Below are 12,553 nucleotides of genomic sequence, written 5' to 3'. Positions count from 1 at the left end.
TACTCCAAACTTATTTTGATTCTGTGTAGTGGATATTTTCTTGAGAAGCGTCATCAAAGACGTGGCATTTCTCGACTTGAAGTTGAATGTGACAATGGGTGCCGACATCGGGTGTTTGCTCGGTATCGAGTAGCTTACAAACCACCGGTTTATCGAAGATGGTGACGTGTAAGTAGACTTCTGACCCTAGCTCTTCTTTCGCTTCAACTTTTGCCGGTAGCGTGTTTTGATTCGCTTGATTAGATACCGACAAGTGCTCTGGACGAATACCAAGGTGAACGCGGTGCCCCACCCACCCTTTCGCTTTCTCTTGATGTGCTTGCGACAATTCGATGGTGTGCTCATTGAGTTGAACGCACACTTTACCGCTTTGATCCAATAGAGTGCCTTCAAGCATATTCATGGCTGGGGAGCCAATAAACTCAGCAACAAACTTGTTTTTAGGGTTGTGATACACATTCATCGGCGTATCGACTTGCATGATGCGACCTTGGTTAAGAATGCAGACGCGGTCTCCCATGGTCATCGCTTCAACCTGATCGTGGGTTACATAGATCATGGTTGCGGGCTTACCTGATTCTTGAAGTTGGTTGTGCAGACGAATAATTCGGCGACGCATCGACACACGCAACTTGGCATCTAGGTTGGATAACGGTTCATCGAATAAGAACACATCCGGGTTACGTACCATTGCGCGTCCTAAGGCAACACGTTGGCGCTGACCACCTGACATCTGCTTTGGCTTTCTATCCAGTAAGTCCGTAATCTCTAAAAGTTCTGCTGCTCTTGTTACCCGCTCTTTAATTTCTGCTTTCGATTTCTTAGCCGTTTCCAAACCAAACGCTAGGTTTTCATAAGCGGTCATATGTGGGTATAAAGCGTAGTTCTGGAATACCATCGCGATACCACGATCTTTTGGCGGCAGGTCATTACATTCACGTTCGCCGATCATCAGATCACCGTCAGTGATGCTCTCTAAACCCGCCACCATTCTCAGCATGGTGGACTTAGCACAACCAGATGGACCAACGAGCACCATGAACTCACCATCTTTGATGTCTAAACTCACATCGTGGATAGCATGGAAGCCGTTTTCATAGACTTTATTTACATTTTTTAGCGTTACTTTCGCCATGATTCTGCATTCCTATTTGTAAATGCGCTCACTATTTGGGTCAGATCTTCCTTTCTGATATATCCAAACAATAGTGTAAATGGGTTAAAAGTGGGGCTATCAAATTCATGTTTACAGCAAGCGAATGTGTAACCCCATTATGACTCAATCAATCTCTTAGAACTTCCACACGATGCCAACCTTAGAGAACCAAACCAATTGATCTCCGGTCCATGGTGCAGGATCCGCATGGCGATCTTTAATCTGAATATCCGCTAAGAAAGAAAAGTGTTCATTGATAGGAAGATCCGTGTACAAGGCATACACATCATAATCAAAATGGTCGCGGTTATTAGGATCAGAACCCATATCTAACGTACCTCTTTCATAGCGAAGCTCTAAATAGTTTCCGTTATCAAAGTTGAATTGAATTAACGGTTTAACAGCAAACTCAACGTAGTTAAAATCATTATGCTCTTCAACATAGATAACTTTTGCCCCAATATTGATGCCGTTATCTAGGCGGTAAAGGTACAAAGGTTCAGATTCAATAAACGCACCGCGACTTCCCGGACCTTGTCTTTCATCTTTGTAGCCTAGTTCCGCACTCAGATGTAAAAAGTGACGACCAAAGCTCAGGTCAATCCCAGGTTTTGCCATGTATTTATCGTAGTGCCACTCACCTATCGTTTTTTCGTACGACAACATGAGGTTGTAGGCAACATTGTCATTTTGACGCCAATAAAAACTAGGGATGATTTCAGAGTAATTACTTTGACCAGTACTTTCGCCTCCACGACTGTGATGTATCTCTTTGAATACATACCCCATGCTGAAGGTGTCTGTGACTCGCGTAAAACCATCAGCGTAGATATAGTGGAGCAACTCCTCGTTTGGCTGATTTTCATTGTCAATATGTTCGTATTCGATACCTGTCAATGCACGTGTTCGAGGTGGAGCATTACTGCTCTTGGCCGATTCGGTTTCCAGAATAAGCTCTCTATATTGATGGTCGCTCCATAATCCAACTTCTGTTTCTATTTCAGCTTGTTCTTCTGTTACAGGCTCATCAGCATTGGCTGTCAGAGGAATAGCTAGCGCTAACAACGGAACGAAGCTTGTTAGTTTTATTGCGTTCACTGCTTTTTCAAAGTTCACGGTTCATTCCTCTGTCTATTTATTATTTGGTTCAAAGGTTTCATACATATCAACAATGGCGGCGTAGTAATTTTTGCTTTCTAGGTACTTACGCACATCTTGGTTGATAGCCGGTGAAAGGAAGGCACCGACAAACATACCTTGGTCTAGAGACAGAATTTTCGTTGATGTTTCACCTTTACCGTTGATTGCGTCATACCAACCGTACGGAGTTTCGAGTTGTGGGTAGTAATCAATCACTGTGTTTAACAGACTGACAGCTTCAAACGGGTTCACCATATAAGAAAGCGCAAGCGCATGAGGTGAACCGGTATCACCACCAGCGATATCAGTATTGTTAAAACGAACCTTAGATTCTGATAGCTCTGGGACACCGAATGCCGCATAACCATCATCAACCGTTGCTGCGGACGACACGAAAGGAATTTGATGCTTTATAGCGTGGTACTTTTGGATCTCTGTCATATCTTCGATCATCGAGAAATCTGGGATCAATGAGCGTTCTTCCAACCAGATCATCGAAAGCATTCCTTGGAAATAAGCACCATCCCAAGTCAGCATCGGCGAATACTTCTTGCGATCTAGGTAATAGTCTTGGGTGTATAACTCCATGTTGTTAAACGCAGTTTTTGGCACGGTGTTTTCTGAGTTCTGAGTGATCAAGTGAGCCCAAATTGGTGCTAATCGGCTTTCATTGGCTTTACGATCAATATGGTAAGTCAGTGGTGCTTGCTTGGTGGTTGAGTAGCCCGAGTAAAGTAGCCCTCGGCTCTCATCATAGAGTTCAGCCCAACCATCTGTTTGGCTCTTAAGAATAGATTCGACCTTAGCAACGACTTCTTTTTCATCGGATTGCTTTGAGTCAAGGTAAGCACCTGCTACACCAGCAAGAGCAAATGCTAAGTTTGCGTTATCTACGGCGGGAACAATGCCATCTTTGTTAGGTTTTAGTTGCTTTCCTTCAATGTCATAAGGCCAGAAAAACAGACCTTTCCAAGTAGGGGCTCCTGCTAGCGCATCCAGTGTTTCATGGATACGAATGAGAGCATTGGCATTGCCGTTTTTATGAGCTTCAACAAGCACATTTAGGTACAGGCCAATCTCTGTTGTATTGACATAATAGTCGTGTTCAATTTGGCCATTTTTATCGACGAAAATCGTGTCGTATGGAACTTTGGCTTTTTGATCCACACCTACGCCATCAACAAAGAAGTCCAAGTTTCTTTGTAAATGTTGTTCAAACCCTACTGGGTAGAGTTGTGGGTTAACGGTAAGTTCGGTGATCGTGACATCAGCGAACGCAGACATGCTAGCCATGAGGGTACAGGTAGCTAAAAGGCTTTTTTTTATCATTTCTCGTATCGACCTTTGTGTATAAACGTTTCACAACGGATATTCCCATCTCAGTAACATTGTCAGCAATGTGGTCATTTACCTTTTGTGATTATGGGGTTACCCGAACGAAATTTATTGCTTAAACCTTTAAGCATTTAAGCTAAACGTGTGAGAGGGTTATCATGTTTTCTATGGGTAAAGAGAGAGCGAGTAAGGCAATATCGGCGTTATGGAAAGGTTACAAATAAAAAGAATACATAACTCGCTCAAGTAAAAAGCAGCAATAACATTGAACACACCAATTTAGTGAAACCCATACAAAACAAGCCAACCCCGTAAACGGAAGTTGGCTTGTATAACGTAACCTGAACTTTAAATTACAGGTTGTGGTTAAAACTCATATTGGAAATAAACGGTGTTGTAGTTACTGCCGCCTTTGATACGACCAAACTGAGAGGCGTTTTCAAAGATTGCTGAACGATGGTGTAAAGAATAACCAAACCACAAGTTGTTCAGGTCATTCTTGCCAATCAAGTCACCTACATTCACATCGAATGAGAAGTCTAGGTAGTTCAACAAGTGACTTGCGGTGTAGCCTTTACGGTCCATCTCAGAGCCTTCGATATAGGTAATCGAATCTATGTACGACATACCTTCTGCGACACCAAATCGCCACTGTGTCGGCCAGTTGAACGTGTAGTAAGCTTTGATTGCAATGATGTATTCCGTGCTGCTCGATTGAACGTCTGAACTCCAGTGATGCGCAATACCCGGCGTTAGGTAGATATCCAACGGGAAACCAAAGATCTCATCAGTTAAAGGGTGACCATAAAAGAACGATGTGAGTTGGTTGTTGTATTCGTCTTTCTCCGCGTTGAACTTCATGATATCGCCAATGTTCGATGGCGTTGCCCAACCGTGTGCAACACGCAGATAAGGTGCGTTACTTAGCTTAGGTTTAGGCGCTTTCTCTTTATCATTGAAGAAACCAAAACCAAGGTAGAGTTCACCTTGATAACGGTCTTCCACAATCGCAGAATCATAAGCATTGTCATCCAAGCGGGTTACGCTGGTCGAACCCAATAGATAAAGGTTTGAAAATACGTGATAACGCGCTTCTACGCCGACATTTAAGTCAACGCCTGCACCAATGGTTTCATTGGATGCGGAATAGTATTCACTGTTGAAATCGGCACTCTTATAACGCAACGTCGCGCTTGGAGAAAATTCCCAATCGCCAGTTTCATACTTGGCTTTGGCGCGCAGGTTACCGTGGAAGTTGTACTCACTGTCACTCATAAGTTCCGTCTCGAGAGCCCATTGCTCATCAAGTTGGTAAGTCAGTTGAGCACCGAAATCGGCTGTATCACCCTCAATGGCGTTTTGCTCTGAAGCTGGAATATCAATAAAACGCATACGAGAAATTGCGTTAAATGACCATTTTTCATCTTCGGTTTGATACAGGTAAGCACCCATTTCTGTGCCGTCGATAAACACGTAATCGTTCTTAAAGAATAACATCGGTACAAATGTGTTAACCGACTGGTCACCACCAGAGGTGTCGTAAGGAATGCTCGCGGTTCGGAACATTGCTGCAACACCCCACTCTTGCTCTTCCGCAGCCCACGCCACGCTGTTACCTAAAAAAGCGTTACTTAATAAAACCGCCCCATACGAGATGAGCTTCGGTGAAAATTTGTGCTTCATTCTTGTGCAATTACTCTTTGTAATAAATATTGTGTTACTGAATAGACATTTATTGACCATTCCAACCAACTAGTTTTAGGTTTGATTGGAATTGACCGTTACAATGAAGGATATTCTCGGTTAAATGAAAGTATTGTGAAAGTCTCAGAATTACAAAACATTATAGACCACTTACCCAATGATTCCGACCCAGATATCGTTATGGGTGAGGAATGGTTGCCAGAGCGACTGGTTAACACAAAGTTAGATGGTGAGTTGTTGTTTATGGAGTTCGATAATGCCCCTGAAGAGAACCAAGGGGATGACGAAGGCCGTGGCTTTGTAGAGCACGAAATTGCCATGATCCGAGAAAAGCTTGAACAAGTGTTAGACGACCCTTCCGATACTAAAACCAAAGCCGATGCCTTATTGGCGATATTTCTGATGGGTCATGAACTTTCTAGCTCCGAAGTTATCGAAGTCCTTGAGATGACGGAAGATGAGACGACAGAAGGTGAGATAACAGAGCAAGAGACAGCAGAACCTGCAACTCCGGAACTGGACACAGCGGCTGTTGAACCTCACGAGCCTGAAACACCGGAACTCGACACCTCTGCGCTCGAAACAAAAGAACTCAACAACACACCTCCAACGATTTAGGAACCGTATTGAAACGCTCGACGACATCAACTCTTCCCTTATTGCTCGCAGGCCCAATTCTACGAAAAACCACCGCAACTGAGGTGGTACTTTGGGTAGTCACCAGTGCACCACTTTCGGGTACCACTGAATTATTCAATGCAGAGCAAGAAACGCCTTTCTTTACGTCGCCACTGGATGAACAAGAATCGATTCAAGTGGGTACACACGCTTGGGTAACCTTGATTCATTTACAGGGAGAGTTTCCAACCAACGTTCCGTTGCAGTATCAAATAGAGACCGAGCAAGGTTCACTAACTGAACTGGCACCGCATTTGGTTTATAGAGAAAAACGAACCAACGACAATAACGCTCGAATCGAGTTTAAGATATCGACAACGGCTGACTACATCTTGCATGGCTCTTGTCGCAACCCTCATCACCCGAGCAAAGACAGCCTAGTTGCGGCAGATAACAAGATCGCCACCCAAGCTGTTGTTGAGCGACCGGATATGTTGATGATGAGCGGTGACCAAATCTACGCCGATCACGTTGCAGGCCCAACATTGGATGCGATTCAGCAAGTGATTCAACTGCTTGGGTTAGTCGGTGAAAGCTTACCGACTGACTCACTGGACAGCAAAATCAGCAGTAGTGAAGCCCTGTTTAGCAGCGAGTATCACCTCTACCAACGTGATCATTTACTGCCACACCACAACACGTCAGATTCGCTGCTCGATAAGTTATTCCCTAAACGTGGGATCCCTATCTTCAGCTCGACCGATTGTGAGAACCATTTGGTCACGTTGTCTGAATTCATCGCGATGTACTTGCTGGTTTGGTCTCCAACTTTGTGGCAATGCATCAACCGTGAGCGATTAATCGAAAACAACTTCATGCAAGGCGATCGACAATTGACGCCTGCCGAGCAGCAACAGTGGCGTGATGAAAGCATCATCATTGATGACTTCATCGCTGGCCTGCCACAAGTACAGCGTCTGTTCGCACATATCCCGACTTACATGATCTTCGATGACCACGATGTCACGGATGATTGGAACCTTACGGTTGGTTGGGAACACGCGGTCGATCAAAACCAGTTCGCGACACAAGTGATTGGTAACGGCCTTGCGGCTTATTGGATGTGCCAAGGTTGGGGTAACGCACCAGAGAACTTCAACCGCGATTTTATGGAGCAAACCAAACAACTTTTCTCGGAATTAGTGAACCAAAATGTTGACCTGGGAGACTCAAGCGAGCAAACGGTTGAACTGGCAGAAACTACTGAAACGGTCATTGGGCAGCTAGAACCTACACGACATACGCAATACATTGAGATGCTGGATCGTTTCGAAGAGTGGCACTACACCATCAACACGTCGCCAAAAGTGATTGTGTTGGATACACGCACTCGTCGTTGGCGTTCTGAGTCACGCATGAACAAACCATCGGGTTTGATGGACTGGGAAGCGCTGACCGAATTTCAACATCAGTTAATCAATCAAGAGAAAGTGGTGATTGTGTCCGCAGCACCGATGTTCGGGGTTAAGTTCATTGAAACGCTGCAGAAGATGATGACCACCCTAGGCAAACCGCTGGTGATTGATGCCGAGAACTGGATGGCGCACCCAGGCAGTGCTAACACCCTCATCAGTATCTTTACTCACACCAAAACGCCAACCAACTTCGTGGTGCTTTCGGGTGATGTGCATTACTCATTTGCCTACGATATTAAGCTTAGGTATCGCCGAAACAGTCCGAACATCTACCAAATTACTTGTAGTGGCATCAAGAACCAGTTCCCTGCCCCATTGCTAAAATTCTGCGATGTATGTGACCGATTATTGTATAGCCCGCGTTCAGTTCTTAACTATTTCACCAAGCGAAAGCGCCTAAAAATCGAAAAGCGTAGCCCAGACAATCAAACCTTTTATCGCCTTTCAAACCGCAGTGCGATTGGTGAATTGAGGTTAGACACCGATGGGAAACCGCAATCGATCACGACACTCAGTGGCGACGGAAAAGTCACCCGTTTTCCAGAGCCGGACTAAAGAGTGTTCCTTATTGCTCGCGTCTTCGTAATGTCAGTTTTAAGTAAAGATGCTTGCGATCACACTCTGTAGGCCCAATAGTAATAATATTCACCATAACTGGAATGCTCTTATGTTTAACTCACTGACCTCGTTATTTAAACAATTAGTTGAAGGCTCTGATTTAGGTAAAACACCCATTGCCTCACCTAACTTAGCTATCGCCAGCTTGTTATGTGAAGTCGCAGGTGCAGACCACGCGATCAACGAATCAGAGCAAGAAGCTAAGCTTCACTTGCTGCAACGTTTGTTGAACATAACCGAAGAAGAATCAAAAGACTTATTGGCGCAAGCTGAGCCTCAAGTTGAACAATCTGTTTCTCTGTACGATTTCACTTCTCAACTGCGAGAGCTGTCGCAACCAGTTCGCATAGACTTGATTAAAGCTATGTGGGAAGTCGCGCATGCCGATGGAGAGATTGATCCACTTGAAGACTCCGTTATCCGCAAAACTGCTGAACTGCTTTACGTTGACCACAAAGATTTCATCAAAAGCAAATTAAGCGTTTTAGGCGAAGATTAAACTCTGACTAAACGAACAAACGACAAAGCGAAAAGCGACGGCTCAATAGACCGTCGCTTTTTTTATATCAAACAAGACTGGATGAGTTCGCTTTAACTCAGAGAGCTTAAAAACGAGTATAAGTTAGCGAAGTGCTCGTCCATATAGAATCCCTTTCAGTTCCAGAATTTTCCCATCTTTGGTCACGTAAGCACCACGCTGATCCGACACCATTACGCTACGCCTGTTGTTGTGATGCTGAATGAAAAAATTCTTCACATTAAAGGTCTGCTGCCCGTGAGCTTGGTCTTGTTCAATTTGATAGAAATAGTAGTGATTGCCCCAACGTAAGAACACGCCAAAAAACTGCTTGGTTTGGACGACTTGACCGTTGATATCATAGCCAACATAACGCATCTTTGAACGGCCATTCTTCAGATCCAGCGTCAGCACTTCATAACCGACGTTTTCATAGATACCCTCAAACTGATAAGCCCCTCGGGTCATCACACCGGAAATGACACCAAACAGTAAAATAGCGGACAAGGTAACCACGATAGGTAGCCAAAACTTACGCTTCATCGACCGTTCCTTCTGTTGCTTGGTTTATTCCCCGTCTATTAATGGGTTCGATCTCGTAGAGCCCGGCTTGCGCATCGTTACAGTGCGTTAATTCAAAACTTGAGCTGATGTCTTTCCAGCCACTTTGGTTCAATATCACCACTTGTATGGCGCCGCAATCAATCCCCATACGATGCAGGTATATTGCTTCGACTCCCGGTTCAGCAATCGATGTTAAGTCTTCCACCAGCATCGAATCTAAGTTGACGCTATCGTGGTACACCACAATTCCATTGATGGACGTTCTTTCCATGAATAAACCGAGGTAAGAGAGCACGACGACTAACAAAGCACTCACCACAATACCTGCCGTTAGTGGCACTAGATGAGGTTTACCCTTGCGATTAAAATAACTAAGCGATGTGTGATGCTTAGAAGCAGACACCTTAATCACATCGTGATCAGTCATTGAGTCGCCAGTGGTTGGGGTCTCAACTGCATCGACTACGGTTTCTGTCGTATCCTCACTTGAGCTATCTATAAGCTCATCCGCATTAGCTACGTCGTTTTCAGGCGCGACAAAACAGTATCCCTCTTTCTGGACAGTAATCACCTTACAATCAGAGCCAACAGTTCGAAGCGCAGTACGAACATTCTTAACCGCTACATTGAGTGAGCTATTGGTTACCACCCTTCCCGGCCAACAATGTGTCAGAAGAAATTCTCGTCCTATGGTTTGCGCGCGGTTGTCCATCAAGTGCTTCAAAAGCAGACATTCTGATGGTGATAAAGTGATGTGCTGATTAACAGAAAGATTAAGCAATTGGCGGTTATCAAGGTCAATAACCAAGTTATATTCTTGTATTTTATTATTCATAAGGCGAGTTAAAAGTGTTAAATAACTCACCTTAGAATAGCATGAGAATTTACTTTATTTCAAAATCACAGCGCGAGTTTAAAACCTAATTCGCTGATATTTACAGTAGCGAACCCTAGCTTAACGGCATTAAGATCGTTAGCAATTTCGAGTGCGTGTTTTTCATTTCGAGCTAACACAGCAATAGAATATATTGGTCTGATCATAGCGGTTTGATTTGGTTGAGATTCAGCAATCGCTTGGTTCTTTAAATAAGCCGAAGTAATAACGCCTTGAGCACTCCAATCAACCACTTTTTGCAAATCCACACTGATTATTTTATCTGCAATTAATTGGTCTTCTGGCTCTTTCCAAGACAACTCAATCGCATAATTGGTAAACACGACTTCCGTATCCAACCACTTACTACCAATGTCTCTCACTTCTGTTATTTCAGCTAACTCTTTAAATTGCAAAGGAAGGTTACCAATAACACGTCTTACTTCTTCTTCACTGTCTGCTTCCATAACAAATTTAATGATTGGAAATGCTTGGTCGCCAATAAAGCTTTCAGAAACAAACATATCGTGAATTAACCCTGCATCAATCAAATTGGCGAACGCCTTTTTTTGATTAGGCATCGCATCAAATACCGCTTGGGCATCCTCTGTTTTCCACGCTACGGAAACGCCATAAGCCGCAGAATAACTGCTGACGGAGAATAAAAAGCTAAAAAGAACTAAAAACACTCGTGGTACATATTTCATTTGAACAGACTCTCAATTAATGGCGGATAACTTCGTAAAGATTAGGATCGGCAGTCACACCCTCAATATCGAGTGCTGGCAGCTCATTCCTCATCACAGAGATCGCATCTAAGAAGTGCTTTTGGCTCTCCCAATTAGCAACATTCACGTATCGATAGGTAGCATCTGTACTCAACGAACGATGCAACGTGGTTGAGATGTATCCCGGTTGCTCTACAAGTACATCTCTAGCGCTTTCCCAATACGCTAACGTTTCGGCGTCTTTACTCGCTTCAACTGAAAATGTGTTAATCAGTACTACAGGTTGTGCGAACAGTAACGGGCTCACACTCAACAAACTCAATGTAATGGTTCGCTTGATCAAACTCTTGATGCTTTTGTACTTCATGATCTTGTTCTCCATGTTCTTGCTCTCCATAAAAGCCTCCGTGGGTTAGAAGCAAACACGCTAACAGAGATATCGTCACCATCAAGAGCACTAAGAACGATTTAATATTAATTAAATGGCTATCCGATTATTAATATTAAACATTGGACAAACACATCCATAACAAAGCGATGAGAAATATAATAGATTTTTCACACGCTAATAATGGAACTCATGATGTTCAAAAAACTATCAAATAATAGAGAAAAAAATAACCTCACTAATAAAGTCGATTTTCTTCACTGGGGGATGTTTGGTGGGGTAATGCTAACGTTAACTCTCGGTTTTATATCAAGCCGAACTCTGCCTTTCTCTGACAAGTATCCAACGATTTTAATTCATCAGATACTCGGCTCAATTGTCCTTATTCTCATCAATATTTTGATTGCAAGAATGTTAGTTAAGCCAGAACCAGAGCAACGCAAGTTCACCTTGCCTAAAGTGGTTCAATTTGTTCAAGCAGTGACATTAACCTTTATCGCTATATCAGGTTTAAGCATGGCATTGATTAATACACCATTATTCAGCGTGTACTCATGGGCATTTAGCGATAGTGCAACCTCTAGAGAAGTATTTTCTCTGCTGTTTTTGATTCACGCTACTGCGATTAAAGTTTTTATATCGTTGGTAACATTACATATATTAGGGGCATTGAAGCATCACTTTTTTGATAAAGGCGATAAGCTCAAGGTGATGTTAGGGAAATAAATCCCTAAATACGCGAACGATGATGATTTATTTAGTTCTGACAACATTCGACCAGAAGGTTAAAAAAAAGCCACCTTGTTTAGGTGGCTTTTTATAATTCGGAGCAAATATTAATATTAGCTTATTGCTAAAGCATCGTCAGAGCAAGCTTCGCAAGGTTGTAAGCATCGACATAACCCGAGTGCTGACGACCTTCCCACTCAATGTTTTTGGCTTCTTGAGCGGCGCGATGACCAATGCGTTTGTCTTTCAAGCGATTCTGAACACGGTAAAGCGTTGCGATGTTTAAGAACTCGCTAAACGGAGGTTCAATGCCTTTGTCTATACACTCTTTGTGTAAGATCAGGTCATCACGACCCCAGGCTGCATAGATCTTGTTTGGACCGCCAAAATTCTTAATCATCGACTTGATGACAGACTCTAGCGGGCGACCCTGCTTTTCGATCTTGCGAGGTGTAATGCCCGTGAGTTCGGCGCAGAACAGAGAGACTTCGTCTTTCTCTGGCTTAACGTAATATTGTGCGCGCTTCACGATAGTACCGGATGCGAGATCAATCTCAGCAAGACCAACTTCAATGATCTCCCCTGTTGTCCCTACACCGTCTTCGCTCCAACAGCACATTTCCAAATCGAAACACACCACTCGATTGTGATTCATACGTCGCCTAATTCTCTCGTCAAAAATTTCGTGAAATTGTACATGAGCCCAA

Annotated in this window: 13 protein-coding genes; 4 read left to right on the top strand and 9 right to left on the bottom strand. The window is 43.6% G+C overall.

Annotation, left to right across the window (positions count from 1 at the left end; genetic code table 11):
• Positions 1 to 10: 10 nt before the first annotated feature.
• The 4 genes from ugpC to L0992_06760 all read right to left on the bottom strand — a co-directional run bounded on the left by ugpC (position 11) and on the right by L0992_06760 (position 5,314).
• Positions 11 to 1,135 (bottom strand): sn-glycerol-3-phosphate ABC transporter ATP-binding protein UgpC, encoded by a 1,125-nt coding sequence (gene ugpC, locus L0992_06775; protein ID XGB68383.1) that lies wholly within the window; start codon positions 1,133 to 1,135, stop codon positions 11 to 13.
• A gap of 156 nt (positions 1,136 to 1,291) precedes the next feature.
• Positions 1,292 to 2,272, bottom strand: coding sequence for a hypothetical protein (locus L0992_06770; GenBank protein ID XGB68382.1), 981 nt, complete (start codon positions 2,270 to 2,272; stop codon positions 1,292 to 1,294).
• Between the two features lie 15 nt (positions 2,273 to 2,287).
• Positions 2,288 to 3,580 (bottom strand): hypothetical protein, encoded by a 1,293-nt coding sequence (locus tag L0992_06765; protein ID XGB68381.1) that lies wholly within the window; start codon positions 3,578 to 3,580, stop codon positions 2,288 to 2,290.
• Between the two features lie 417 nt (positions 3,581 to 3,997).
• Positions 3,998 to 5,314: a MipA/OmpV family protein gene (locus L0992_06760; GenBank protein ID XGB68380.1), complete on the bottom strand. Its 1,317-nt coding sequence runs from the start codon at positions 5,312 to 5,314 to the stop codon at positions 3,998 to 4,000.
• A 135-nt stretch (positions 5,315 to 5,449) separates the two neighbouring features.
• Here L0992_06760 and L0992_06755 point away from each other — a divergent pair, with 135 nt between their 5' ends.
• From L0992_06755 to L0992_06745, 3 genes are all read left to right on the top strand, one after another.
• Positions 5,450 to 5,953: a hypothetical protein gene (locus L0992_06755; protein XGB68379.1), complete on the top strand. Its 504-nt coding sequence runs from the start codon at positions 5,450 to 5,452 to the stop codon at positions 5,951 to 5,953.
• 8 nt (positions 5,954 to 5,961) lie between these two features.
• On the top strand, positions 5,962 to 7,983 hold the full coding sequence (locus L0992_06750) for an alkaline phosphatase family protein (protein XGB68378.1): 2,022 nt from the start codon (positions 5,962 to 5,964) through the stop codon (positions 7,981 to 7,983).
• A 112-nt stretch (positions 7,984 to 8,095) separates the two neighbouring features.
• A complete protein-coding gene (locus L0992_06745; GenBank protein ID XGB68377.1) occupies positions 8,096 to 8,545 on the top strand; it encodes a TerB family tellurite resistance protein in 450 nt (149 codons plus the stop codon).
• 123 nt (positions 8,546 to 8,668) lie between these two features.
• Here L0992_06745 and L0992_06740 read toward each other — a convergent pair whose 3' ends face one another.
• From L0992_06740 to L0992_06725, 4 genes are all read right to left on the bottom strand, one after another.
• Entirely contained in the window at positions 8,669 to 9,106 is a 438-nt protein-coding gene (locus L0992_06740) for a hypothetical protein (protein ID XGB68376.1), read from the bottom strand.
• Positions 9,096 to 9,962 carry a winged helix-turn-helix domain-containing protein gene (locus tag L0992_06735; GenBank protein ID XGB68375.1) on the bottom strand — a complete coding sequence of 289 codons (867 nt, stop codon included), beginning with the start codon at positions 9,960 to 9,962 and terminating at the stop codon, positions 9,096 to 9,098. Before L0992_06735 ends, L0992_06740 begins: the two co-directional genes overlap by 11 nt.
• Before the next feature lie 65 nt (positions 9,963 to 10,027).
• Positions 10,028 to 10,708 carry a hypothetical protein gene (locus L0992_06730; protein XGB68374.1) on the bottom strand — a complete coding sequence of 227 codons (681 nt, stop codon included), beginning with the start codon at positions 10,706 to 10,708 and terminating at the stop codon, positions 10,028 to 10,030.
• Positions 10,709 to 10,724: 16 nt separating this feature from the next.
• Entirely contained in the window at positions 10,725 to 11,081 is a 357-nt protein-coding gene (locus L0992_06725; protein ID XGB68699.1) for an antibiotic biosynthesis monooxygenase, read from the bottom strand.
• A 231-nt stretch (positions 11,082 to 11,312) separates the two neighbouring features.
• Here L0992_06725 and L0992_06720 point away from each other — a divergent pair, with 231 nt between their 5' ends.
• On the top strand, positions 11,313 to 11,843 hold the full coding sequence (locus L0992_06720; GenBank protein XGB68373.1) for a cytochrome b/b6 domain-containing protein: 531 nt from the start codon (positions 11,313 to 11,315) through the stop codon (positions 11,841 to 11,843).
• A gap of 127 nt (positions 11,844 to 11,970) precedes the next feature.
• On the opposite strand, the gene L0992_06715 is transcribed toward L0992_06720, so the two are convergent.
• The gene (locus tag L0992_06715; protein XGB68372.1) at positions 11,971 to 12,501 is read right to left on the bottom strand and encodes an exonuclease domain-containing protein; all 531 of its coding nucleotides are present in this window, start codon (positions 12,499 to 12,501) and stop codon (positions 11,971 to 11,973) included.
• Positions 12,502 to 12,553: the final 52 nt, after the last annotated feature.

The sequence above is a fragment of the Vibrio pomeroyi genome (assembly GCA_041879425.1).
Classification (GTDB): Bacteria; Pseudomonadota; Gammaproteobacteria; order Enterobacterales; family Vibrionaceae; genus Vibrio; species Vibrio pomeroyi_A.
The sequence above is the reverse complement of the archived record's forward strand: the minus strand, read 5'-3'. Positions and strand labels throughout refer to the sequence as shown.

Bases quoted from the DNA above. Each gene is read 5' to 3' on its own strand.
- ugpC (XGB68383.1), bottom strand. From the start codon at position 1,135: ATGGCGAAAGTAACGCTAAAAAATGTAAATAAAGTCTATGAAAACGGC.
- L0992_06765 (XGB68381.1), bottom strand. From the start codon at position 3,580: ATGTCTGCGTTCGCTGATGTCACGATCACCGAACTTACCGTTAACCCA.
- L0992_06760 (XGB68380.1), bottom strand. From the start codon at position 5,314: ATGAAGCACAAATTTTCACCGAAGCTCATCTCGTATGGGGCGGTTTTA.
- L0992_06745 (XGB68377.1), top strand. From the start codon at position 8,096: ATGTTTAACTCACTGACCTCGTTATTTAAACAATTAGTTGAAGGCTCT.
- L0992_06740 (XGB68376.1), bottom strand. From the start codon at position 9,106: ATGAAGCGTAAGTTTTGGCTACCTATCGTGGTTACCTTGTCCGCTATT.
- L0992_06735 (XGB68375.1), bottom strand. From the start codon at position 9,962: ATGAATAATAAAATACAAGAATATAACTTGGTTATTGACCTTGATAAC.
- L0992_06730 (XGB68374.1), bottom strand. From the start codon at position 10,708: ATGAAATATGTACCACGAGTGTTTTTAGTTCTTTTTAGCTTTTTATTC.
- L0992_06720 (XGB68373.1), top strand. From the start codon at position 11,313: ATGTTCAAAAAACTATCAAATAATAGAGAAAAAAATAACCTCACTAAT.
- L0992_06715 (XGB68372.1), bottom strand. From the start codon at position 12,501: ATGAATCACAATCGAGTGGTGTGTTTCGATTTGGAAATGTGCTGTTGG.